The organism is Paenibacillus sp. GCM10012306 (genome assembly GCF_042649265.1).
GTDB lineage: Bacteria > Bacillota > Bacilli > Paenibacillales > Paenibacillaceae > Paenibacillus_AQ.
Genome location: NZ_JBHRYW010000018.1, coordinates 1 through 23,806, shown reverse-complemented (window position 1 = coordinate 23,806; position 23,806 = coordinate 1). Strand labels below are relative to the sequence as shown.

Below are 23,806 nucleotides of genomic sequence, written 5' to 3'. Positions count from 1 at the left end.
ATGCCCGTTCAGGTGCTACTCAACATATTCATTGCCTACTTGTGGATGTTTCTGCAAGAGGATATGAGCATATTAAACTTTATCAGCGGTTACTTCGTTGGTCTGTTTATTTTAATGTGCATCCGCCGTTTCTTTAAAAAGCCGTTTTATCTATTCACGTTAGCCGCAATTGGTAAGCTGTTCATTCTCTTTATCCATGAGCTGAATACTTCTGCGATGATGGTTATGAAGCATGTACTCCGTCCCAAAATCGATGTGAAACCAGGGATTTTCAAGGTGGAAACCGATTTGGAGGGGGATTTGGAAATTACGCTCCTATCCTTATTAATTTGCTTAACACCAGGCTCAGTCATCATGGAGGTAACCCCTGATTCCAAGGTGCTATACATCCACGGTCTGAACATGCCTGAATCCAGGGATTCTGTATTGAAATCAAAATCTGTGTTTGAAAAAGCGATAAAGGATGTGACGAGAAAATGATATTTGAGACGGTGTTGATCACTGCATTATGTCTATTAATGCTGGCTATACTGGCCAATTTGTATCGGATTGTAAAAGGGCCCTCCAGTGCAGACCGCGTGCAAGCTTTGGATTCCATTGGTATTAATCTGATTGCCAGTACCGCCGTGTTCTCTGTGCTGCTGCACACACATGCCTTTTTTGATCTTATCTTACTGATCGGGATCCTTTCGTTTATTGGAACAGTTGCCTTCGCCAGATTTATTGAAAGAGGTGTTGTCATTGAGCGTAAGCGGTGAAATCATCGGGGCCGTCCTCATTCTCATTGGAGCCATTTTCAGCTTAATCAGCGCGATCGGGAATGTGCGTTTGCCCGATGTGTACACAAGGTCTCATGCTGCCTCTAAAAGTTCTACACTTGGCGTACTGTGTGCGCTTGTTGGAACATTGCTGTACTTCTTAATTTCTGACGGTTTCTTCAGCATCCGCCTCATCTTGGGTATCTTCTTTGTATTTTTGACAGCTCCAGTGGCCGCCCATGTGATCTGCCGGGCCGCTTACCGTAGCCAGGTGCCGTTAGCCGAGCAGAGCGTCCAAGATGAATTGAAGGACTATTATAAGGAGAATGACATCGAAATCGCCCGGGTAGAAGATAAGGTTGAATTGGTTTATGATCAGGGGAAATAAAAAAGCGGTCCATCCTCCGTTGAGGGTGGGCTGCTTTTTACATTACGATCTCTGTAGCAGGAATAAGTGGATGAGATTCCGATAGACCGTTTGGAAGTACCTTAAGTTTAATATATAGTTAAATGAGACAATATAGTTAAAGTCCGCCATGTGGTCTGTCAGTCACGGATGATTCTTTTACAAGCAGGTGCAAAATAATGAGCGAGGCTTCAAAGGTTCCGATACACAAGCAGATTACTGATATCTTTCGGATGCTTGCGTTTTCCTACCGGGAAATATTAATTTTCGAACTCCTGTATAAGTTGCTGACGTTATTTATCTTTATTCCGGCTATCTCATCCATATTTCGTGGATTTCTCCGCTTAGGCGGGTTTGCCGGAGCCACCAATTACGAACTGTTGCAATTTGCGATGAGTAGGTATGGCTTGTTATGCATGCTGGTTCTGATTCCTATCGCCACAATGCTGATTTTTATAGAGTTATCGGTTCTAATTATCCTCTCGTATTATGGTCAAAAAAGGCAGCGAATCGGACTTATTCCGGCGTTTTTACAGTCGCTTTCCTATCTCCCGTCCCTGTTCAAAATAGGATTTCTAGGATTGGTGATCTATCTGTTGCTGTTTCTTCCGCTCGGTGCGGGGGTAGGTACTTCGCTAATTCCTTCTTTGGAAATTCCGAATTTTATCTCGGGCGAGCTTATAAAAACAGGCGGAGGAACTTTGCTGCTTATTGGTGTACTGGGGGTCATGTTATTCTTCAATATTCGCTGGACCTTTTTGCTCCATATTGTGGTGATCGAGGGGGCGGCAAGCTTTCGGAAGGCGGCGAAGAAAAGTGCTGCACTCCTTAAAAAGAGATATATCCGCATATCAGTGGTTATGCTGTCAGTATTCTTACTGTATCTGCTCGTTGTCATTCTGCTGATTGTATTTTTTGTGGGAGCTGTTGGTCTTCTATACTTCCTGTGGGAGCAGCAGACGATATTTGCCAGCGTTGTGCGGATCGTCGCTTTAAAGAGCGTTGTACTATCCTTTTATATGGCGACACTTTTTTTAATGCCGCTGTATATTACCACGACTACGCGTTTATACATGGTAAAAGCGGACCCGAATCATGCTATGCTGCAGCTTCCTGAGCCGAAGAGTAAGGAAGACCGTTCTGTTCAGAATCAAGGACTGTTGCAGAAACATAAGAGAAAGCTGATCGTCCTTGGTTCAGTTACTGTTTTTGCAGCGGGACTTGCACTCCTGCCAGCCATTGATGGAATGCAGATGGAGGATCAAAAAGCTGAGATTATGGCCCATAGAGGATACGTTTCGAAAGGGCCGGAGAATACGATTGAAGCAATACAGGGTGCGATTGAGGCACATGCGGATTATGCAGAAATCGACGTCTTGGAAACGAAGGACGGGGATCTTGCCGTCATACACGATACTAATTTGAAGCGTCTAACAGGTACCCATGCACAGGTATATGATCTGACAATGGATGAATTACGAGAGCTACAAGTGAAACAAGGGAGTTTCACAGGACGAATCAGTAGCCTGGCAGAAGTGATGAATGTGGCCAGAGGCAAAATAAAGCTAAACATTGAAATCAAAACACACGGCAAGGAAAAAAATCTGGTGGAGACATTTATCCGGATTATGCGCGAAAATCATTTTGAGAATGAAAGTGTTGTACAGTCGCTGAATTATGAAATCGTGCAGCAAGTCAAAGCCGCGGCCCCGGATCTTCAGGTGGGGTATATTATGTTCGCAGGTGTCCCGGATATGGGGCGGATTGCCGCTGATTTTGTCGTGATGGAAGAATATATGGTCAAAGAATCGGTCATCGCTTCAGCCAAACGGTATCACAAGCCTATCTATGTCTGGACAGTTAATGACAAAGACAGCATGAGACGATTCTTCAGTATGGGTGTCGATGGGATCATAACAGATTACCCTGAGGATGCGATTTCCATTGAAAAAGAAATTAGAACGGGGCCGCTGTCGGCGTTGACCCAGTGGCTTAATAATTTGAATTTTTGATACCTAATTGAGAGCCCCGCAAACTCTGCATGTGCAGCAGGTTGCGGGGCTTTGGCGTTCATCAGTCGCGGTCTTTGAACAAATGTTAATAATAATATGATTTAGAAAAAGGTGTTAACCCATATCAAGCGGAATTATTCTCTGATGTGACTAACTGGATTGAAGATAAATGCTTTATTGAGGAGAGTGACCATGCTTATCTTAATGGAAGGATTACCTGGGGCTGGGAAGTCAACGAACTCGGGTTTATTATTTCGTCAGTTTGAGCGACATGGCTTTAAAACAAGATGGGTACATGAGCTTGATCGGCCGCATCCTGTGTTATTTTTTCAAGAATCTCACTTGAAGACGAAAGAATATCTCAATTGGAAGACCCGCCATAACCTTTCAACTTCGCTCCTAGAAAAATTTGTTACAATCCGTGAGGAGTCTGTTGGCTTCGATTTGCTCGAGTTGTCGTGGAATTATAAAGAAGCATTATCCGAAATGGCCTTCAATGAAATTCAAGAAAGAGATGTGTGGAAATTCTCACTGGATGAATATATAGAGGCTGCGCTGGAAAAGTGGAGGTTCTTTGCGAAGGAAGTGGCAGGTGATCCCGAGCAGGTAGTCATTTTAGACAGTTGTATTTTCCAATACCAAATCTTTAGTTTTCAATTGGCTAACGCTCCGCAACAACAGTTAGATTATTTTATCGAAGCTTTATGGGAGTGTCTGACACCGCTCAGTCCTAAATTGGTTTATCTCTATCGCAATTCTATAACTGATGCAATTAGTCATCTTAGACAGGTACGGGGAGAGTCGTTTTTTCTAAACATCTGGGAAAGGGATCGCTTAAGGCCTTACTACAAAGCTCGTCCGGACAAGGTGGAAACGTATTTCGAGTTTTTAGCCGATTATCATGCAATTGCCCAACAACTGTATAACAAGGCGAAGTGCCCGAAGCTTTCCATTGAGGTTACAAGTGGAGAATGGAATGAGTTCGAAGAGCGCATGCTTGCTTTCTTTGGACTGACACGGCTCCCTGATATAGATGCTGGCATTTATGAAGGAGATTATTTGAACAACGATCTGGGGTTATTGCTTAAGATCAAGCAAGATAACGATGAATATTTCTTAATCGATCCTAATGGGAGTAAACATAAATTGATTGCGCGCACCTCTACCGAGTTTTATATAAATGATCTGCCTGTCATTTTAAATATCTCCAGAGAAGGCGAGATTGTAATTGACGGTTCTAGCTTAACAAGCCGTTGGACGGAAAAAGGGTTGGTATTTCTTAGAGAATAAAATAGATAGCTGAATGATATAATAGTATCTATTAATACTATGGATTCAATTCGAGTTATTCTATTTGTGGGAGGTTGAACATGAAAAATTTTAAATCGTATATTTCTCCTCCGCTCGAGTTTGAGGTGCTAGAACATGATCGGGTAATTGCGAAAGTTAAACTGGACTACATGAATCAGAACGTTGATGTTTGGCAAGATGAAGAGGTGTTGCCCGTCTTTTTACCTTTTCCCGGTAAGCAAAAAGTGCTAGTTGGCGATGTACTAGACTATTTCGAGTCTCGGTGTCTACCGCGTACCCGGCATCATATTGAAAAAGTACTGCATGCTCTAGATCTTCAAGATTATGTACCAACCGATATAGTAAAACAAACACATGGTGTACTATATGATGATTACGTGTGGATTCGATTCTCTGGTGAGGAGTTGACGTGCGCTGATGTCCATCCCCGTTTTGCAAGTGAGCAAGGACTTTCGGCAGACATTTGTAAGCAGCAGTAAGGGTGATCAGCTGAAATGGAAAATGGGAAACGTATGGGGAAAAGCTAATAAATTTGGCTACGAAGGTTTGGCAGAATGGGTAGCATACGAAATGATCAAACTTTCAAATATTTCTCCCCAGCTGGTAGTTCCTTATAGTCAGTGTATATTGAGAGAAAACGACAGTATTGATTATCAAGGATGCTACTCTGAAGATTTCCTCCTACCAGGGGAGAGTCTCGAAGATCCTGAGATTGCAAATACGCAAATATGAGTATTTATTTGTTTGAAGATGTTTAATTGGAGGTATTAGATTCTAACGTTAATTATCTTTGGCTTTAAGGAATAGGGTGCTGTCCGTTGTTTTAAATCTAGCAAATAAAAAAAGGAGCTCGGGATGAAAGCTCCTTTTTAGCCTTATCGTTAGTTTCCCCTACCCTCCAATATTTTCTCGGCTAACTCATCTCCACAGTACTCCAGATCCATGATGGAATGAAATAAATCGGCTTGCAGCTGTCGTTGCTCCTTCGTCCAAGCTTGTTTGGGGGAGCTGAAGGCTGCCAGTTCTTTTGGGTCGATTAGGCTGTTCTGGAAATTATGCAGCTGAGTATACATCTCGTTGTAGACATTCGTCATTAGATCTAAATATTTGTTCATTGAAGACGTTGTTCCCATAGTTAAAAGGCAATGATTCAAATATACTGCCGCACTTCTTCTAGCATCGGTCAGAGCCATCATACAAAAGTGATTAACACCTAGCCTTCTGGCAAAATCCTGATCGTTCGCATGTTGATACCATTGTTCATCGAGCAAGCCTTCCTGCCATTCCTTCAGGGCTTGGTATCCTAGCTTATATCCTCTATTATCTGGAGCCTTCATGGAGTCCAGTTTGGCCTGGAGTGAAGAGTAAAGATTCTCTAGAGCGGATGGCTTAGCCAATTGGCTGCTAAAACGAATGATGACGAATGGCCAGTGGTCCACATTAAGATATCCCTTTGTGGTTTTCATGTACTCCTGAAATTCCGGATCATCTTTTAGATCTTCAAAAGTCTCTTGGTCAAAATAGCTACGGCAAAGTAATGTTCTCCCGCCATCCAGGTAGCCGGTGATAATTCCCCACTCGTGAGCTACACGGAGGTTAATGGCTATCGGCAATTCATGTTTTTTGATGCTGGCCATAATCATCTGCTTCTCCAGTTTACGTTCCTCGGATGTGATGCGATCGGCCCAGCTAGCCTGAAGTCCATAAGCTTTGAATGCCAGGCTGGCATAGTCGTAACCCACCAGTCCATCAGCAGAGCTGTAATCCCAAACGGGGTTAAAAGCGATCCTCCAGCATGCTCCCGAAACACCCATCACCGTTTCATAGGTTGTTTCTTGTCCCATAGTCTTCAATGAAAGATAAAGCGCACCTGCCCAGGAGCAATCCATTCCTTGACCAAAACCAAGCTGGTCCACATTCTCTACAATATAATAATCATTCTGGGAGTCACTTCTAAATAGGCGAGAACGGTCCGGTGCATAATGAATTCTATTGCCTTCGGGACAGCTAATTGCATGAATACCTGTGGCGTTAACATATACAAGTAATAGGAAATCGTCTCCGTTATTGTCGATCAGGCTGGGGAACAGTTCGTGATTTGCGATAAAATGCTCCCATTTAAAATACTCATAGTGTTCCATCTTGGCTAAGACATTTTGATTTGCCTGTTCATTACCATAGGTAGCAAGCACAATATTCAGTCCCTTTGGCTGCAATGGATAACCTTCAGTATTAAGATCAAGCACTAATTGGTTATTCTGCTGAACATAAGTAGCATAGGTCCCGGAAGGTGTCTGATATTTGATCAGCAGCAGCTTGGTCCGGTTACTATTAATACGACTGGGAAAAGTCTGCTCATTTACGGTCAATGTGAGATGATTGCCGACAACGAACTGGTTAACGAAATGAGTAACATCATGACTTTCATGGCCATCGGTGTATGCTGCATAGAGAACAACCAATTGCTGAGGCATCAAAATACTGTCAATCGAGTGGCCCAGTGCAGTGGAGAGCAGAGGCAAGGTGGACGTTTCGGGCAAAGATTTTCCCGTCTCCCATTTAGAAACTGCCTGGGCACTAACGTTTAATTGCTCAGCCAGTTGTTCTTGCGATAATTGTTTTTCTTTACGGAGCATTGAGATTCTGTTCCCGACCTTTTCGTTGCTCAACATATTTACATCTCCCAAAAAAGTGTATTACGACGTCGTTACCTTTTATTATAAGAATTTGAAATGGGAAATCCATTTATTTCAAGATGAGTGGATGTGTTATTGTTCAACTGTGGGTTGAGTTTGAAAGGTACCAGGAGATTGCACGGTGCATTATACTAGTTCAAGATTGAGAAGATCGTCCGGGTTAGGGTGTGTGCTTACGTTGCCGATTCATTGTACACAACGGATTTTTAAGTTAGTATAAACATGGAGCTCTTGTAGACAATATGTCTATATTGTAAATTGCTAAATCTTTAGCTTTTATATAAATTGGAGGCATCATATGAGTACATTCAATGTGATTACAACAGACCGATTATTAATCAGAACACTGGAAATGAAAGATAAAGAGGATTTTTTCAGATATCGTGCTATGCCTGAGGTATATAAATATCAATCATGGAAACCAGCGAATATTAATGAGGTTGAGAAGTTTATCTCGGACAATCTGACTGTCGTACCGAATACCAGCGATTCATGGCTTCAAGTGGCTATTTCTCTGAAGGACGGGCAGCTTATCGGTGATGTCGGCATTCATTTTTTGTATGATGGTTTTCAGGCCGAACTAGGATATACGCTTTCTCCTGAATTCCAAGGCAAAGGCTATGCCTCCGAGGCGGTTCGGGCCGTAATTGATTATTTGTTCACCGGGCTAGGTAAGCATAGAATTACAGGATCAGTGGACCCTGACAATTTGAAGTCGATAAAGCTGCTGGAGAATTTGGGATTTAGAAAAGAAGCACATTTTATCAAAAGCTACCGGATGAATGATGCTTGGTATGATGATTGCGTCTATGCTATTTTGGCAGATGAGTGGAAATGAATTTTATAGATAGTATCAGTGAAGGCCACCCTTGAAGGTGGTCTTTCTGCGTGTTGTCAGTTTTTCGTGGGGCAAGTCCCTCCTATATGATAAAAGTTTTGAGATTTTTTAGGGATTGTACTATGATAAGAATAAATTCCAATATTTGTTATATTGGCGTTGTGGATAGTGCCTCGTACTCTTATTCAGTTTAGAGAATAATAACCCTAAGGAGTGGTAAAAATGGCGCGTGTTTTATTTATTAACGGTGGATCTGAGGGACATATCAATCCAACACTTGGCGTAGTACAAGAGCTTATCACGCGTGGGGAAGAGGTAGTTTACTTTTCTATAGAAGCTTATAGGGAGCGGATTGAGCAGACGGGGGCTACCGTACGAACCTTTGACGGTCAAAAGTTTATTAATGCTTTTATCTCAGGTGGAAAAGATTATGTGCTCGAAAGAATCAACGGTCTCTTACTTACGGCAGATATAGTGATACCAACCGTTCTTGAACAGATCGCAGGAGAGCATTTTGATTACATCATCCATGACTCCATGTTTGGTTGTGGACGTTTACTTGCGCAAATTCTTAAGCTTCCTGCCATCAGCTCTTGTACTACTTTTGCGCAAACCAAAGAAGTATTCGATAGAACATTGGAGCAGTCTTTTACAGGGGTACCTGCAGAAATAGCCACACCTATATATGATAAATTTCAAGAACTGACGGACATGGTGAAGGAAAAATATAATGTGGAGATCACTTCTCCTTATGATGTATTTTGTAATCCTGCACCACTTACAATCGTGTATACAACGAGGGAGTTTCAACCTTATGAAGAAGCAATCGACCAAACCTATAAATTTGTAGGCCCATCTATTTCTTCACGATTAACGCAAGAAAACTTCGACCTTACGGCAATTAAGGGGAAAAGCCCAATATACATTTCGTTGGGGACTATCTTCAACCAAGCCATTGATTTCTATAAGCTTTGTTTTGCGGCACTGGGGGACACGGAGCATACGATAGTCATGTCTATTGGGAGTAGGGTTCAAATCGCTGATTTAGGTGAGATTCCTGATCACTTCATCGTAAAAAATTATGTGCCACAAACGGAACTACTGAAGTACACTAAATTATTTATTACACATGGTGGAATGAACAGCACGAATGAAGGCCTCTACTACGGGGTTCCGCTAATCGTAATCCCACAGAGCGCGGATCAGCCGGTCATTGCCGGACGAGTGGCTAATATAGGAGCAGGAGTTAAATTACAAATGGAAAGCCTGACTGCCAAGCAACTACGTGAAGCCGTAGATCATGTGTTAAGTGACCCATCCTTCAAGGAAGCTGTTGCTGCTATTAGAGAACCCTTTCTAAAAGCAGGCGGGTCTCACCAAGCTGTCGATGAGATTTTCAAATTTGTTAGTCAGAATCGTATCTAGGTCAGGAAGGGGATAACATTTGCAAAAGAGTGATAGTCTGTTACACGTCAGTATTGGGGGAGCCGTTTTATTTGGAGGCCTATTTCTGGCTAGATACTTAATAAATAAAGAGTTTGGCGTAATAGAATTGTTTGCAGCATGCTTTTTCCTCGTTGGAATTATATTTTTAATCTTTTGGAAAAGAAAAAAATAATGAATCGAACTAAGAGCTCTCTTTTCCAAAAAAATGGTCGGTTAATGGTTGAGAAGAATCTATAATTCCATCGTTTTATATATCTAAAATAAGCAGGAGCGAGAGCCTTTGGCCTATAACAAGGTCTTAGCTCCCGCTCCTGTGAATTGTTACTTCAACTCATACTTAGCAACAGTGGTACATATCAAGTTAACAGATCTTTGCGTTCACTAATCCAGTAGCTTAAATCAAGTTAAGCACTGATCGGATTGCGAACAATTTTAACCTCGTGGAAGGAAATGGCGTTAGACAGAATATATTCCGGCGTCTCGCGGTGGGAATGCGATTCACGGAAGGCGTCGCTGCGAGTCCAGCCCTGGAAAGCTTCTTTGGATACCCAGCGCGTGCTGATGGTTACTTCATCGTATTCCGCCGGTTTCTCATTCAGAAGTACCTCAAGGCCGAGAAAGCCTTCCATCTCTTCAACTTTGCCGACCTTATCGAACCGGTTAATCAGCAGCGAAGCCTGACCTTTCTTAATTTGCGAAGTATTGTTCACGATAATCATGTTACGTTCCTCCAATTTATAATAGGTTTTTGGAATAATTACAGGGTAATTCTCCACATAACTCACTGAAGCCTCAAGATCATATACTTTCTGTAAAAAGACATCGTCCAGTAATCCCCGCGGACTTCCCGTGGCTACAACAGATCCGCGCCGCATCGCCACCATATGATGACTGAAAGCAACGGCCTGCGGCAGATCATGCAGTACCATCACTATTGTGATTCCGGTCTCGCGGTTGATGGCTGCAAGCATGTTCAGAACATCGAACTGATGGGTAATATCCAGAAAAGTAGTCGGTTCATCAAGAAGTAGAATGTCCGTATTTTGAGCCAGGGTCATGGCGATTCTGGCTTTTTGCTGTTCACCCCCGGATAAAGTATGAAACATACGGTCTGCATACCTGGCAGTTCCCGTTAGCTGCAACGCATGGTCGATCCATTGGTGGTCCTCGGCGCTTGCCGAGTAGTTCCAGGGACTTTGGTAGGGAGAACGACCGTAGGCTACCAGTTCGCGAACGGTTAAATTTTCTGGCACTTGCTTGGACTGAGGGAGCATCGCAAGGGTGCGGGCTAATTTTCGACGCGGAAGCTTATGAAGCTCCTCGCCAAGAATCCGTACCTCTCCCGACTCCGGAGCGACAAGGCCTGCCAAGATACGCAGTAGTGTGGATTTACCGGAGCCATTGGGACCAACAATTGCAGTGAGCTGTCCTAACGGAATACTAAGCTCAATATCTTTCAATTTGAAGCCGCCGTGCGCATAATGCAACCGACGGCATTCAATGGCAGGGGCGACTGTGCTGTTGCCACTGGTGGTACTCATGGAGCTAGCCTCCTTCTGCGCAGTAGGTAGAGGAAGAAGGGCGCGCCCACTCCGGCTAATAGAATTCCGACCGGTAACTCGACCGGATCGAACCAGGTGCGGGCAGCCGTATCTGTGAAGACGACAAGCGCGCCGCCGCCCAGCATGGAGATCGGCAGCAGGAAACGATAATCCCCGCCGATTAACAGGCGAACCGCGTGCGGAACGACCAGTCCGACAAAGCCAACCAGCCCGGCCACGCTGACGGCAGTTCCGGCGAGCAGTGCGGCCAGTAGAATAATCAGGAGGCGGGATACTTCTGCTCGCAGTCCGAGCAGCCGCGCGGAATCGTCGCCGAGCAGCAGAAGATTTGCTGGTTTGATGGCCAGGAGCGACAAGACCAGTCCGACTAGGGCATACGGCGCAGCGAAGCCGAGATGATGCCAGCTACGTCCGTTCAGTCCACCGGACAACCAGGGCAGCACCGCCTGAACGCGGTCGCTAAAGATGACCATGAAGGCATTCATAGCAGCGCCGAGCAATGCATTGATCGCTACGCCCGCCAGCACAATTTTCATGGGCGAAGCACCTTTGTCCCAGGCCAGCAAGTAAATCATGATTGCGGCGAGAAACGAGCCGAGAAAAGCTCCGACAGGCAGTAGATAGCTGTACTGCGGTAGAACCACCATCGCAATGACGGCGGCCAAACCTCCGCCGGCAGAGACGCCGATAATGCCGGGATCGGCCAAGGGATTGGACATCACGCCTTGCAGCAGCGCGCCGGAAACGGCTAGGCAAGCGCCAACCAAGAGGCCGATCAGTACCCGGGGCAGCCTTAGGTCCATAATAATAAGCGACGATGTTTCCGGGCGGTCGCCCAGCAGAATGGCCCAGACTTCACCGGGAGAGATGGAGACGGAACCATAGGTCAGCCCATACAGGCAGGCCAGCAACAACAGGATAGGAGCAAGAATAAAAGCGAGAATTCTCCGGGTATTGCGTTGCTGCTTGTTCATTGCGCCTCCAATTCGGCAAACAGTGATACTAGCAGTTGCAAGGCTTCGCTCACTCGCGTTCCGGGATTCGTGCCGAATAGATCGGCGGGAAGTACGCGCACCCGGTTATGTACGACCGCATCAATGGAACTCCAAGCTGCATTCTGGCGCATTTCCTGTTCGAAGCCTTTTTGCACTTCCTCGCCGTTGCCATGCGTCATGATAAGGATAATCTGTGGATTAGCCTCCATGACCCTTTCCGTATTCAACGTGGCGTATTGCGGATAACTCTGTAGCGCGGGATAATCCGCGGCAATATTGGCTCCGCCCGCCAGCTCCAGTATATTTCCGCCAAGTGAATTCGGCAGTGCCGCCATATAGGTGCCAGGAGCGCCATATACCAGTAGTACTCGCGGTTTCTCACCTGTACGAGTGGCTGCTGCAGCCTTTATCCCGGCCTCAATATCCGCGCTTAATTGCTGCGCTTCTGGGACCTTGTTCAGCATTTGGCCGAAAAGGGTGATCTGTTTTGTAATATCCGCCACCGAGTTGGCCTGGGTTAGCACCATCTTGGCCCCGATGCTCTCGATAGCCGGAATATCCTTGGCATTCATCTGCGTATTGCCAAGCACCGCATCTGCCTTGAGATAGGCGAGCTTCTCCAAATCTACTTCATGCGCCGTGCCGATCTGCATAATGTCCTCGGTTCCCTTAGGCGTGGTGCCGCCACTTGAAGTCGGTTTACCAACCAAGGCTCCCCCTAGGGCGATAATAATATCTGCTTCTCCATTACCAAGCGCCACAATATGCTGTGGTACAGTGGGGAAGCTGACTTGCCTTTCTGCAAAATCAGTCAGGGTCAGCGCGGGTAAAGCTGCATTGGCCCCAGCGACTTCACTCCGCCCTGCCGACCCGCAGGCTGTGAGTAGGAGGGCACACAAGGTTAGAAGGAGAAGAGGTGTATGCCATTGTTTGACCATGGATAGCCTCCTGTGAGATTGTAGTTTCCCCATAATGATTTTTCGGAGGTGCACCGAAAGAGGGTGAAAGTCTGGAAGATAATAGTTCTTCCCGTCAAATGATAATGAATCTCATTATCGTTGTCAAACAATATTCACATTTACAAGGCGAAATATTGATATCAAGCCTTGGAATTTAGGAAAGAAACCTTATTGGAAAGCGCTAAATGCGGAGTTAAGCCGCTAAAATTGCATTCAATTTTTTTTGAAAACAGAGTAATTTCAAAAAAGAAGATCATAGAAAAGGGTTGACAAAGCTTGAAAAATCACATTATTATCATGTCAGCGTCTAACTTCTACATGTTTTACTGGAACATTACAAGAAATATTGGCAAATACAAGAAAAAGGGGAGCAGGGGTTGCTTTTTTTTTGCTGATAAATTGATAATGATTATCAATGATAAATGCATGATTTTGGAAGGGGTGCAGTCGATATCGTGTTGATTCGAAGAAAATTTGGACTGGTATTCATGCTCTTACTGATGTTTGCCTACACTGTGCAGCCGTTGCTTCATGCTTCCGCGGCTCCGGCCGACGGAACCTATAGCGTCGATTATGTCATCAAAAAGGCTGAAGATGAATCCGTTTCCATGGCGAATGATTATTTTGAGAAGCCGGCGCAGCTGACAGTTTCAGGGGGAACGGTTAAAGTCCGCTTGCAGCTGAATCATAGCGAGTGGATTACCGAGTTCCAAGTTCCAGGCGGTAATGCCAAAGTCGTGAGCAGCAATAAGGCGGCAGATACTCGGGTAGTGGAATTTGAAATCAAGGATGTCGAAAAACCGGTGATTGCGAAGATTCATGTCACTGTGCCGTCTATTGATTACGATCATGACTATACGATCCGGTTTGTGTTTGAGGCCGGGAAGCTAAAGGCGATATCACCAGTAGCGACGAAGAAGCCAGCAGCCACACCAGTACCGGCGAAGAAGCCAGCAGCCACACCAGTACCGGCGAAGAAGCCAGCAGCCACGCCAGTACCGACGAAGAAGCCAGCGGCCACGCCAGTACCGGCGAAGAAGCCAGCAGCCACGCCAGTACCGACGAAGAAGCCAGCGGCCACGCCAGTACCGGCGAAGAAGCCAGCGGCCACGCCAGCACCTGCGAAGAAGCCAGCAGCAACACCAGCGCCGGTGAAGAAGCCAGCAGCTACGCCAGTACCGGCGAAGAAGTCGGCAGCTACGCCAGCGCCGACAAAGAAGCCGACGGCAGCAGCAAATCCCACGCCAGCACCCGTTATAGTAGCGGAACAGCAGGCGGGACCGAAGCTTATCCCAGCGTTGAGTAGTGGAGCGGCTGTGCTGGTTACGGCGGTAGGTTATGCAGTTTTTAAAGCCAGAAAAAAATAAGTTTAAAGGGGAATGATTCTGTTGAATAAAGCAAGATTCAGTTTTGTACTAAGGATTATGGCATTCATTTTACTTATAGGGTCAGTGATCCAGCCGCTTGGCGGAGCGTACGCTGAAAGCGCACGTTACAAGGACGGCCAGTATGAGCTTCCGTATTCCATCTTGAAGGATGGCACTACCAGCCCTTCTGTAATGGAGGGATTTGTCCTTAAGCCCGCTGCATTGGAAGTTAAAGATGGCAAGAACTACGTCTCTATTACAGTTACTCAGGACAAGGAAATTACCGGGCTGAAGCTAACAGCCGTAGACGGAACATTATCCGAAGGAACAGTAACGAATAAAAATGCATCTAACAACCAAAGAACAGTTAAATTCGAGTTAGGTGATTTGAACTCCACGATTAAGGGATGGGTTAAGATTGAGTGGCCTGAAATCAACTATTTCAACGTGTACGACGTTGATTTCAAGTTTGATCCAAGCCAGATTCCGGCCGCGGAGCCCCAGCCGGAAACACCTTCCGACCCGGTATTGAACGATGGACAGTATACTATTGCCTATTCAGTGCTTCAGGCAACCGGGGACACCGAGTCCTCGATGAATAAGTATTTCAGCACTCCAGCAGTACTGACGGTGGACAAAGGACAGAAGAGCATCTCGTTTAGCGTAATTAAAGACAGCTCTACCATTCATGAAATCCAAGTCGCCGGCGATGGAACAAATCTTGTGCCGGTAACGACAGTAAGTGAGGATACGGCTGCTAATACGCGTGTGATTTCTTTTCCTGTGGAGCGGTTATCCGCTATTCTTCCCGGAACAGTCCGTGTTGTCGTAGCTTCCGCAAATTATGACAAATCGCATGCGGTGCGTTATAAATTTAATCTGGACTCCATCACAGCTGTAAGTGGCGGCGGAGAAGAGACGCCAACATCTACTCCAACGCCAACCCCGACGCCTACACCTACACCAACAACAGGTACTGACGTTGGCGGAGGTGAGGGCGGGGGAACAGCACCAGTCACTTCACCAAGTCCATCGCCAACTACAACTCCGGGATCTTCCATCGCAGATGGTTATTACAGCATCGACTACAGTATTCTCAAGGATGGCAGCAACGAGGTATCCATGATGGATACGTATGTACAGCACCCAGGTACGTTGGTTGTATCCGGTGGGCAGAAATATTTGGCGATTACACTAACGCAGAACAAGGAAATCACTGGATTCACCGTAGGACAGCAGTCGGTCTCTGTAATCGCTTCGGATAACGCAGCCAACACTCGTACCGTGCAGTTCCCCATTAGCAACACCGGGGTCAGACTTAAAGCATGGGTCAAGATTGACTGGCCTGAATTCAACTACTTCCACACCTATAATGTGGATATCAAAGTAGGCAATACGGTAGGAGGTCAGACAAGCAACCCGGCTGGCCGAATTGATTCGGGTACATCAGCGCCAGCAGCTACACCAACACCATCGGCAACAGCAATCCCATCGGCTACACCAGCCGTGTCCGCTACTCCGACATCAGCGCCAGCAGTTAATACTGGATCGACTGCAACAGGGAGCGATAGCTCCGTCAATCTGACAGATGTGAGCGGCCACTGGGCACAAGCTGCTATTGAGCAGGCAATCAAGTCCGGACTTGTCAAAGGATACGATGACAACAGCTTCCGTCCGAACAATCCGATAAACCGTGCTGAGTTTGCTGTTTTGCTGAGCCGGGCGCTGAAGCTTGAAGGCGAAGCTACGAACAGCCGTGGTTTCAGCGATGCAAGCAGCATTCCCGCTTGGGCAGCAGACGGTGTAGCACAGGTAGCTGCTCGCAAAATCATCAGTGGCTATGAAGATGGTAGCTTCCGCGCCGACCGCAAAATCACCCGCGCCGAGCTCGCGGTGATCATTGTTCGTGCGCAAGGACTGACGGTTGATCCCAATGCAATACCAACGTTCAGTGATGCAGCCGATATTGCTGCTTGGGCACGCCCTTACATTGCAGCTGCGGAGCAAGCTGGGCTAATCAGTGGTAAAGGTGGAAATCGTTATGCACCGGGTGATTATGCAACTCGTGCAGAGGCAGTAACCCTACTCGTGAAATTGCTGGAGCAATAAGGATCTACTACACATAAGCACAGACTACCGGAGGATGCCGAATTTATGGCGTCCTTCGCAGTTTTGCAGGAAGAAAGGAGCGGACGTTCCTGTTATGAAAAGAATGATAGGATGGATGGCCGTCTTATGCTGGGTTGTCTTGATCGTGGGTTGTGCTGCAAATACGGACAGCGCAAAGAAAAAGAGTCCGGCGTCCACCCCGGCAGCCACGCAGCAGCAAGCAGCGGAAGTCACACCTGAGCCCACACCCAAGGAGGAGCCGCGTATTATAGCAACTACTGTGTCGGCAACTGAGATTATGGACTTGCTCGATCTGAATCTGGTGGGTATACCGACCAGTGCGAAGAAGCTGCCGGAACGTTATGCGAATGTGGAGAAGGTCGGCAACCCCATGGGTCCAGATATGGAAAAAGTAAAATCACTCAAGCCGACCGAGGTTCTGTCGGTCACCACACTGAAATATGATCTGGAGCCGCTGTTCCAGAGCGCCGGGATCGAAGCGAACTTCCTCAACCTGACCAGCCTTGCGAAGCTGGAGGAGTCGGTGGTTCAGCTTGGGGAGAAGTATGATCGCAAGGCGCAGGCCGATAGCGTAATTACCCGTTATGAAGATAAAATCGCCGAAATCAAAGCGGCTATAGCTGGGAAACCCTCGCCAAAAGTGCTTATCTTGCTTGGGGTACCGGGCAGCTATTTGGTGGCGACCGAACATTCTTACATCGGTGATCTGGTGCGTATCGCCGGAGGAGTCAATATCGTCCAAGGGGAGTCGGTCGAGTATTTGGCCTCCAATACGGAATATTTGCAGCAGGGCAATCCCGATGTGATTCTGCGCGCGGCGCACGGGATGCCGGAAGAAGTGATTAAGATGTTCAACGAGGATTTTATTAAAAATGATATCTGGAAGCACTTCAATGCGGTTAAGAACAAACGTGTATACGATCTCCCCGAGGAGCTATTCGGCACCACGGCGAACCTTGCAGCCGATGCGGCGCTTAGCGATTTGCTGCCGATGCTTTACCCGGAGCTTAAGCAGTAGAGTCGGTGTGTATTTTAACAACAGACAGAGGATGAAGAGAACATGAAGAAATTACTGTGGAGCTTTGCCGCTGTCTTGGTGTTGCTGCTGGCAGCAGTGCTTTGGTCGGTGCTTAGCGGCAGCTTGCAGGTCAGTTTGCTTGAACTGTTGCAGGGCTTGTTTACAGGTACCAATGAAAATGTAGCGATCATTCGCGATTTACGCTTGCCACGCGTCATTGTGGCATTGTTCTGCGGAGCCGCGCTGGCTGTTTCCGGCGTGCTGCTTCAATCCGTGATGCGTAGTCCATTAGCTGATGCCGGAGTGATCGGTATTTCCTCAGGCGCGGGCTTTGTTTCGCTGACGATGGTTACGATTTTTCCGACAATGTTTTTTTGGATGCCGGTATTCTCTTTTGTCGGAGGAGCCATTGCCTGCCTACTGGTCTTCACCTTGTCCTGGAAGTCAGGACTTCAGCCGCTGAGGCTAGTTCTAGTCGGGATTGCTGTGAACGCGACATTCACTGGGCTGGGGCAGTCTTTTAACTACAGGGGTAGCTATGCAGTCACGATGGTGAATATGGCGACGACTTCGATTTTTAACCTGAAAACCTGGGAAGATGTGCGAATCATCGTGCTATATGGCGCGCTTGGTCTGATTCTGGCCTTACTGATTAGCCCCTGGTGCAATGTGCTGGTGCTTCAAGACAAGACGGCCCGTAATCTCGGTATGCATGTAAGTCGCGTACGGATTGCAGTGTCGGCGGTGGCGGTGTTGCTGGCGGCAACGGCGACGGCGATTGGCGGATTGATCGCTTTTGTCGGTCTGCTGGTGCCACATATTGCACGTCAGCTCATTGGCTCGGACCATAGGGTGCTGATCCCCTTCTCGGCACTGGCCGGTGCGTTGCTAATCCTGGTGGCTGATACGCTTGGGCGCACAGTGCTTGCACCTGTGGAGATTCCGGCTTCGATTATCATGACGGTGATCGGCGGTCCGTTTCTAATCTTCCTGCTGCGTAAAGGAGAGGTGAACCATGGAGATTAAAGAACTGTCCTTCTCATATCACCGTAACAAAAAGCTGCTGGAGGAGCTGAATCTGACAATTCCTATGGGCTGCACCACGGCAATTATCGGTCCCAATGGCAGCGGCAAGTCCACTTTACTAAGCGTGCTGGCTGCCAACTATACACCTTCCTCCGGTTCCGTCATTCTGGACGGGCAGGAGCTGGCCCGTCTTAAGCCGCGGGAGATCGCCCGCAAGCTGGCGGTGGTGCATCAACAGAATACTGCGCCAGGCGATCTGACCGTGGAGAAGCTGGCGTCTTTCGGACGTCTTCCGCACCGTTCGCTGTTGGTGCCGGAGCGAGAAGTGGACCGAGAGGCGGTGGATTGGGCGCTATCCTGCACGGATATGCAGGACAAGCGGCAGAAGCCGCTAGCCGAATTGTCGGGTGGAGAACGGCAGCGCGTTTGGCTGGCGTTGGCTTTGGCTCAGCGGACACCGATTCTTTTTTTGGACGAGCCAACGACGTACCTGGATATTTTCTATCAGTATGAAATGCTTGATCTGATCCGGCGGCTGGGCAGGGAACATGGCCTGACCGTCGTGATGGTGCTGCATGACATGAACCAGGCGATTCATTACAGCGATCATTTGATTGCGATGAAGGCAGGTCAGGTGGTACTGGAAGGTCCACCAGAGGAGGTTATCACTGCGGACTCGGTCAAGGCTGTGTATGGGGTAGAGGTCGTGGTAAAAAGGGAGCCGGAGACTGGGCTGTACATCGTTCCGAAAAGGAAGGGCTTGAACTAATTTAATATTAATTATTCAAATTTTATACAAAAAAGGATTGACAAGGACTGGGATAAACAGGTAAGATCAACTCAATTAATTGATATTGATAATCATTATCAATTAAGAGGGGCAATGAAATTACGGAAAGGCGGGATGATCTTAAGGGTACAGGTAGAAGCTCAGCACATAATGAAGCGGCACAGCCGCTTTTGCCTAGGGAAGGTTGTTGTTCGTCGTAAAGTCCAGAGAACCAAGCAGTTAAAGCGTAAGCTCTAATATCAAATCATAGGGAGTGTGTTGCATAATGGTAAAAGCGAAGAAGACAGTATCCTTGTTGATGATGGTTGTACTTACACTGATGTTGGCCGTTCCGGCATTTGCAGCAAGCAAATCCTATCAATTCTACTACGGAGGATCCTACGATTCTCACTCCAGCAGGTTTATTAGCGGGCCGGCTGAAGTGAACGGCAACGAAGTTACTATTAAGCTTAAAGGCGATTATTTCCCTTACCTGAGTGCAGAGAGTTCTACTTATTACGGTTCTTACGATGCTAGTACCGACTTGACCACCTTTACTTTCACCGCTACCAACCCAAATTCGGACATTAGTATTCAATTATACGTTTCCACCGTGTTCCACAGTCAACTGTACGATCTGGACATTCACTGGAATTAACAAGCAGTAGGCCAAGGGGCCGAGTTCTTAAAGACTGCATAAGGAAGAGAAGCGGGGCTCCGTTTCTTCTTCCTTCTTTTATATCAGGCACAAGAAAGGCACACTGAGAAGAGGAGAATGGGATGAAATGATGAAGTTTAAAAAATACGCAGCGTTGCTGCTGGCATTGCTGCTCCTGGTAACTCCGTTCGATGGGGGCGCAAAGACAGCCGCGGCAGCAGGGGGGCAGAACGGTACATACGGCAATATTTTTTACCGTTATCTGATGGATAACACTTCTTCTGACTCCGCAGCGAATGTGTTCCTGTATGTAGAGAATTCGGGAAAATTGACCGTGCAGAATGGCCAGGCGGTCTTCGAGCATGAGATCAAAGCAGAGAATGCGGCGCTGATTCCTTATATCGCCTTTCGTAAGCCGGGTGCGGCAAAAGCTGTGATTACCGGCAGTCATGTACAAGGGATGGAGGGATATCAGGAATACCAAGTGACACGCGGCAGCGGTTCAGCAGGAAAGACTGTCATGTCCGTGCCGATTGCAGACATTCAGAAGCCCACAGATGTCCTGATGCATGTCATCATCAAGAACAATCCGACCTATCCAGGTCTGGATTATGATTACTGGTACAATGTGCAGCTTTGGCTGGATCCTTCCGGATTACCTGTGAATCCTGGAGAAGGTGGAGAGCCGGGGGGCGGCGAAGGACCATCTGCAATTACGCTTGTACAACTGCAGGAACTCGTAACGGTATCCCGTTCCGTGTACGACACAACAGTGGAAGGGACGGCGTTTGGTCAATACCCAATTGGATCGCGGAGTGTGCTCTATACGCATATTGTTCATGCGGAGGAAGTCGCAGCGCAGCCAGCTCCGTCTCCAGATGATATTAAGTCTGCTTACCACGCACTCAATGATGGGCTTGCAGCTTATAAGACTTCGGTATACACGGCTAATAAGACAGCACTGCGATATATTATCGCTAAGGTGGAAGATCTGTTGGCTGATCTGAAAGAGTTGGGAACGGCTGAGGGCAAGCCAGGGTATAATTTTGCGCCAGCCTCGGCAGGAGAGTATGTAAAAGGGGTCTCAACGTCTCTAAATAGTGATGTTTTGCGGACTGCTGTATCGGTAATGGGGAATGACAGCGCCACGCAGACTGCGGTGGACGCTTCGGTCCAAGCGCTCACAACCCGGTATAACAATAATAAGGACAGATATTATATTGCGACTGCACCTGTTCCTGTCCATGTAATTGATACACTTACGGAAACGGCGACGCTGTCCGTATATGAAGCCGATTTTGGCCGTACAGCGGTTCTACTTAAGCTCGCTTCAGGTGAATATGGCGATAAGGCGTACGCGAACTTTACGGTTGTGCCTCAGGCCAAAGAAATGGTGCAGTCTATACCGAACTTTAGAGGAGGATTCTCTATTGACGGACTGGATTATTCACAGGAGGCCTACCGGGCAATCCCACTGAAGAATGGGGTGGCAGAAAAGGAGCAAGCGGTTCAGGTTACCATCCGCAGTGCTATGGGAACGGAGACGGCTGGAGCGAATTGGTTGGGCCTCTCTTATGTCCGCTATAAGGTAGGAGATGAAATCAGAGGCGTGTATATCAGCTATAATACACAGCTTTTGAAGGACTTGAACAACTCGGTAGCTGCCGCTAAGCGATTATTAGAGACAGCGTCAGCGCCGTCCGGCGCGGAAGAAGTATTCATCGCTGCCAAACAGCAGGCCGAGCAAGCGGTGCAAACCGCTGCTAAGACTGGAGCCAATCTGGCGGCTACGCAGCCGCAAATAAAGGCTGCCGCACAGGCTTTGCAAGCGGCGCTGAATGTATTCAAAAAGAATGCGGTATATGCCGTGAACGTCTCAGTTGCCGCTGCTGATAAAGACGAGTTCTCTCCGGCGGGGGGCTACATTCATAGCCCCGCACGGATTGCAACGGTGGCGGGGGATACCTACGCCATCGTAACGGTGGATTCGGCTGTCGATGAGCTTCAGGTGAGTGGTGGCACAGCCACGGCTGCACCTGATGAAGAGACAGCGCCGGGTGCGCGCGTGGTGTACATCAAGCCGGTTAACCCGGCGATGTTGAATGACGCGCAGCTGCGGGTGGGCGGCACCGTGTACGCGGTGCGGCTGAACTTTGGCGCAGCGGATAACAGCCGCCTGTCGGCGGCGATTACAGCTGCGCAGCAGGTCCACGACGCAGCCGAGGTTGGCACGGCTGCGGGGCAGTACCCGGCAGCGGCCAAGGCAACGCTGGCCGCGGCGATTGCAGATGCACACCGCGTAGCGGTGCATCTGGGCGGTACCCAGCAGCGATCGGATGAGCTGCTGCTTGCACTGACGGAAGCCGTGGCGCAGCTGAAGGCTTCCGTGGTGAAGGACCCGGGTACCGGAACGAACCCGGGAACTGGAACGAACCCGGGAACTGGAACGGACCCGGGAACTGGAACGAACCCGGGGACAGGCACGGACCCGGGAACTGGAACGAACCCGGGTACCGGCACGGACCCGGGAACTGGAACGAACCCGGGAACTGGAACGAACCCGGGGACAGGAACGGACCCTGGTACCGGCACGAACCCGGGGACAGGAACGAACCCTGGTACCGGCACGAACCCGGGGACAGGAACGAACCCTGGTACCGGCACGAACCCGGGTTCGTTAGGGACGCCAAGCCCTAGTCTGGGCGGCGCTGCTTCTAGCGGTGCAGTAACAGGGACCATCGTGGGTGCAGAAAGCGGCGAGGGCAGCTCTGCTGGAGCATCGCCCGCTGAGCCGACAGCGGAGCCGGTGAGCTTCCGCGATGTGCAGGGCCACTGGGCACAGGATGCCATCCGTCAGGCGACCGCGCTCGGAATTGCGCGCGGCTTCGAGGATGGCAGCTTCCGGCCAGATGATATCGTGACCCGGGGTGAGTTCGCCGTGTTCCTGAGCCGTGCCTTGGAACTTGGCTCGGCAGCGGCTTCAGCGCCAGCTTTCAAGGATCAGGCCAAAATTCCGGCCTGGGCTACTGAAGGGGTAACGGCACTTAGTCGTGCAGGCTTACTGAACGGTTATGCCGATGGCACGTTCAGAGCAAGTGGGAATATTACTCGTACAGAGATCGCGGTCATCGCCGCCCGCGCGGCGCAGCTCGCGGCAGAAGAACACCCGCAGCTGACCTTCGTTGATGCAGCCAGCATTCCGGCTTGGGCGAGGGGCGAATTGGCCGCCGCTGTTAAGGCAGGGCTAGTGCAAGGTAAGGACGGTAACCGCTATGATCCGCTGGCACATGCCACGCGGGCCGAAGCATTAACACTGATCCTGCGATTGCTGAATAATAAGTAGATATTATAAGTTTACTCAATCAATAGCTAACAGTTGTGTAAATTGAAAAGCGGCCTCAAGCGACCTAGCGAGGTCGCTTTTTCTCACTCTCTCTGTTCACTCTCTCGCTTCTATTTTGAATGGTTGCGGAGCTGGAGAAATACAGATACGTTTATGGTTCAACGTCATAATCAGTGCTGGACACAAGACTTTGGTCAAACATGCTTGATGAAAGCATTCCATACTGTAGGTTGAAGCTCATTTATAGGAGCTAACGGACTCTATAGTAGTTATTTGCCAAATGAAGTTGTTCTGAACTTGGAGCGGATTCAGATGACGTTATTCCCTCTAAACAGTGGAATATTAGCAGGATTTCTGTTTATAGCGTCTCTGGAGTCTAATCTTGTATCACTATATTTCCAATTAAAGGTAAACAATTTCAGAGTACCCGAGAGCCAACAGATGTTTTATGATGAGAACACCAACGTATAAAGGCTAGGTGAATCTCATGTCTACGCAAAAAAACACATCCT

At 48.0% G+C, this 23,806-nt stretch carries 20 protein-coding genes; 16 read left to right on the top strand and 4 right to left on the bottom strand.

Going from position 1 to position 23,806, the window contains the following annotated elements:
* The 7 genes from ACFORK_RS26700 to ACFORK_RS26670 all read left to right on the top strand — a co-directional run bounded on the left by ACFORK_RS26700 (position 1) and on the right by ACFORK_RS26670 (position 5,219).
* Positions 1 to 480, top strand: coding sequence for a Na+/H+ antiporter subunit E (locus ACFORK_RS26700; protein ID WP_066375557.1), 480 nt, complete (start codon positions 1 to 3; stop codon positions 478 to 480).
* Positions 477 to 758, top strand: a complete 282-nt coding sequence (locus ACFORK_RS26695; RefSeq protein ID WP_379204881.1) for a Na(+)/H(+) antiporter subunit F1 — start codon at positions 477 to 479, stop codon at positions 756 to 758. The genes ACFORK_RS26700 and ACFORK_RS26695 overlap by 4 nt, the downstream gene beginning before the upstream one ends.
* The gene (locus ACFORK_RS26690) at positions 742 to 1,146 is read left to right on the top strand and encodes a Na+/H+ antiporter subunit G (protein ID WP_379204878.1); all 405 of its coding nucleotides are present in this window, start codon (positions 742 to 744) and stop codon (positions 1,144 to 1,146) included. The genes ACFORK_RS26695 and ACFORK_RS26690 overlap by 17 nt, the downstream gene beginning before the upstream one ends.
* A gap of 197 nt (positions 1,147 to 1,343) precedes the next feature.
* On the top strand, positions 1,344 to 3,176 hold the full coding sequence (locus ACFORK_RS26685) for a glycerophosphoryl diester phosphodiesterase membrane domain-containing protein (RefSeq protein ID WP_379204876.1): 1,833 nt from the start codon (positions 1,344 to 1,346) through the stop codon (positions 3,174 to 3,176).
* Positions 3,177 to 3,368: 192 nt separating this feature from the next.
* Positions 3,369 to 4,466: a P-loop NTPase family protein gene (locus tag ACFORK_RS26680; RefSeq protein WP_379204874.1), complete on the top strand. Its 1,098-nt coding sequence runs from the start codon at positions 3,369 to 3,371 to the stop codon at positions 4,464 to 4,466.
* 80 nt (positions 4,467 to 4,546) lie between these two features.
* Positions 4,547 to 4,966, top strand: coding sequence for a hypothetical protein (locus tag ACFORK_RS26675; RefSeq protein ID WP_379204872.1), 420 nt, complete (start codon positions 4,547 to 4,549; stop codon positions 4,964 to 4,966).
* Between the two features lie 22 nt (positions 4,967 to 4,988).
* Positions 4,989 to 5,219 (top strand): hypothetical protein, encoded by a 231-nt coding sequence (locus ACFORK_RS26670; protein WP_379204870.1) that lies wholly within the window; start codon positions 4,989 to 4,991, stop codon positions 5,217 to 5,219.
* A 149-nt stretch (positions 5,220 to 5,368) separates the two neighbouring features.
* Here ACFORK_RS26670 and ACFORK_RS26665 read toward each other — a convergent pair whose 3' ends face one another.
* On the bottom strand, positions 5,369 to 7,159 hold the full coding sequence (locus tag ACFORK_RS26665; protein ID WP_379204868.1) for a helix-turn-helix domain-containing protein: 1,791 nt from the start codon (positions 7,157 to 7,159) through the stop codon (positions 5,369 to 5,371).
* Positions 7,160 to 7,481: 322 nt separating this feature from the next.
* Between ACFORK_RS26665 and ACFORK_RS26660 the strand changes: the two genes are divergently transcribed.
* The gene (locus tag ACFORK_RS26660) at positions 7,482 to 8,021 is read left to right on the top strand and encodes a GNAT family N-acetyltransferase (RefSeq protein WP_379204865.1); all 540 of its coding nucleotides are present in this window, start codon (positions 7,482 to 7,484) and stop codon (positions 8,019 to 8,021) included.
* Positions 8,022 to 8,243: 222 nt separating this feature from the next.
* Positions 8,244 to 9,446, top strand: coding sequence for a macrolide family glycosyltransferase (locus ACFORK_RS26655; RefSeq protein WP_379204863.1), 1,203 nt, complete (start codon positions 8,244 to 8,246; stop codon positions 9,444 to 9,446).
* 425 nt (positions 9,447 to 9,871) lie between these two features.
* Here ACFORK_RS26655 and isdG read toward each other — a convergent pair whose 3' ends face one another.
* The 3 genes from isdG to ACFORK_RS26640 are packed head-to-tail and all read right to left on the bottom strand — an operon-like array spanning position 9,872 to position 12,962.
* On the bottom strand, positions 9,872 to 11,008 hold the full coding sequence (gene isdG, locus ACFORK_RS26650) for a heme oxygenase (RefSeq protein WP_379204861.1): 1,137 nt from the start codon (positions 11,006 to 11,008) through the stop codon (positions 9,872 to 9,874).
* Positions 11,005 to 12,003 (bottom strand): FecCD family ABC transporter permease, encoded by a 999-nt coding sequence (locus ACFORK_RS26645; protein ID WP_379204859.1) that lies wholly within the window; start codon positions 12,001 to 12,003, stop codon positions 11,005 to 11,007. Before ACFORK_RS26645 ends, isdG begins: the two co-directional genes overlap by 4 nt.
* The gene (locus ACFORK_RS26640) at positions 12,000 to 12,962 is read right to left on the bottom strand and encodes an ABC transporter substrate-binding protein (RefSeq protein ID WP_379204857.1); all 963 of its coding nucleotides are present in this window, start codon (positions 12,960 to 12,962) and stop codon (positions 12,000 to 12,002) included. The genes ACFORK_RS26645 and ACFORK_RS26640 overlap by 4 nt, the downstream gene beginning before the upstream one ends.
* A gap of 476 nt (positions 12,963 to 13,438) precedes the next feature.
* On the opposite strand from ACFORK_RS26640, the gene isdC reads away from it, so the two are divergent.
* From isdC to ACFORK_RS26605, 7 genes are all read left to right on the top strand, one after another.
* Positions 13,439 to 14,350, top strand: a complete 912-nt coding sequence (isdC, locus tag ACFORK_RS26635) for a heme uptake protein IsdC (protein WP_379204855.1) — start codon at positions 13,439 to 13,441, stop codon at positions 14,348 to 14,350.
* A gap of 21 nt (positions 14,351 to 14,371) precedes the next feature.
* Positions 14,372 to 16,459 (top strand): NEAT domain-containing protein, encoded by a 2,088-nt coding sequence (locus ACFORK_RS26630; RefSeq protein ID WP_379204852.1) that lies wholly within the window; start codon positions 14,372 to 14,374, stop codon positions 16,457 to 16,459.
* A 94-nt stretch (positions 16,460 to 16,553) separates the two neighbouring features.
* Complete coding sequence (isdE, locus tag ACFORK_RS26625) at positions 16,554 to 17,498, top strand: heme ABC transporter substrate-binding protein IsdE (protein ID WP_379204850.1); 945 nt, start codon at positions 16,554 to 16,556, stop codon at positions 17,496 to 17,498.
* Between the two features lie 42 nt (positions 17,499 to 17,540).
* A complete protein-coding gene (locus ACFORK_RS26620) occupies positions 17,541 to 18,524 on the top strand; it encodes a FecCD family ABC transporter permease (RefSeq protein WP_379204847.1) in 984 nt (327 codons plus the stop codon).
* The gene (locus ACFORK_RS26615) at positions 18,514 to 19,293 is read left to right on the top strand and encodes an ABC transporter ATP-binding protein (protein WP_379204845.1); all 780 of its coding nucleotides are present in this window, start codon (positions 18,514 to 18,516) and stop codon (positions 19,291 to 19,293) included. The genes ACFORK_RS26620 and ACFORK_RS26615 overlap by 11 nt, the downstream gene beginning before the upstream one ends.
* Positions 19,294 to 19,579: 286 nt before the next feature.
* Positions 19,580 to 19,951 (top strand): hypothetical protein, encoded by a 372-nt coding sequence (locus ACFORK_RS26610; protein WP_379204842.1) that lies wholly within the window; start codon positions 19,580 to 19,582, stop codon positions 19,949 to 19,951.
* Positions 19,952 to 20,078: 127 nt separating this feature from the next.
* A complete protein-coding gene (locus ACFORK_RS26605) occupies positions 20,079 to 23,294 on the top strand; it encodes an S-layer homology domain-containing protein (protein WP_379204840.1) in 3,216 nt (1,071 codons plus the stop codon).
* The last annotated feature ends 512 nt before the right edge of the window (positions 23,295 to 23,806 follow it).

Coding starts and splice junctions, on each gene's coding strand:
- ACFORK_RS26700 (WP_066375557.1), top strand. CDS start 1: ATGCCCGTTCAGGTGCTACTCAACATATTCATTGCCTACTTGTGGATG.
- ACFORK_RS26695 (WP_379204881.1), top strand. CDS start 477: ATGATATTTGAGACGGTGTTGATCACTGCATTATGTCTATTAATGCTG.
- ACFORK_RS26685 (WP_379204876.1), top strand. CDS start 1,344: ATGAGCGAGGCTTCAAAGGTTCCGATACACAAGCAGATTACTGATATC.
- ACFORK_RS26680 (WP_379204874.1), top strand. CDS start 3,369: ATGCTTATCTTAATGGAAGGATTACCTGGGGCTGGGAAGTCAACGAAC.
- ACFORK_RS26675 (WP_379204872.1), top strand. CDS start 4,547: ATGAAAAATTTTAAATCGTATATTTCTCCTCCGCTCGAGTTTGAGGTG.
- ACFORK_RS26670 (WP_379204870.1), top strand. CDS start 4,989: ATGGGAAACGTATGGGGAAAAGCTAATAAATTTGGCTACGAAGGTTTG.
- ACFORK_RS26665 (WP_379204868.1), bottom strand. CDS start 7,159: ATGTTGAGCAACGAAAAGGTCGGGAACAGAATCTCAATGCTCCGTAAA.
- ACFORK_RS26660 (WP_379204865.1), top strand. CDS start 7,482: ATGAGTACATTCAATGTGATTACAACAGACCGATTATTAATCAGAACA.
- ACFORK_RS26655 (WP_379204863.1), top strand. CDS start 8,244: ATGGCGCGTGTTTTATTTATTAACGGTGGATCTGAGGGACATATCAAT.
- isdG (WP_379204861.1), bottom strand. CDS start 11,008: ATGAGTACCACCAGTGGCAACAGCACAGTCGCCCCTGCCATTGAATGC.
- ACFORK_RS26645 (WP_379204859.1), bottom strand. CDS start 12,003: ATGAACAAGCAGCAACGCAATACCCGGAGAATTCTCGCTTTTATTCTT.
- ACFORK_RS26640 (WP_379204857.1), bottom strand. CDS start 12,962: ATGGTCAAACAATGGCATACACCTCTTCTCCTTCTAACCTTGTGTGCC.
- isdE (WP_379204850.1), top strand. CDS start 16,554: ATGAAAAGAATGATAGGATGGATGGCCGTCTTATGCTGGGTTGTCTTG.
- ACFORK_RS26620 (WP_379204847.1), top strand. CDS start 17,541: ATGAAGAAATTACTGTGGAGCTTTGCCGCTGTCTTGGTGTTGCTGCTG.
- ACFORK_RS26615 (WP_379204845.1), top strand. CDS start 18,514: ATGGAGATTAAAGAACTGTCCTTCTCATATCACCGTAACAAAAAGCTG.
- ACFORK_RS26610 (WP_379204842.1), top strand. CDS start 19,580: ATGGTAAAAGCGAAGAAGACAGTATCCTTGTTGATGATGGTTGTACTT.
- ACFORK_RS26605 (WP_379204840.1), top strand. CDS start 20,079: ATGATGAAGTTTAAAAAATACGCAGCGTTGCTGCTGGCATTGCTGCTC.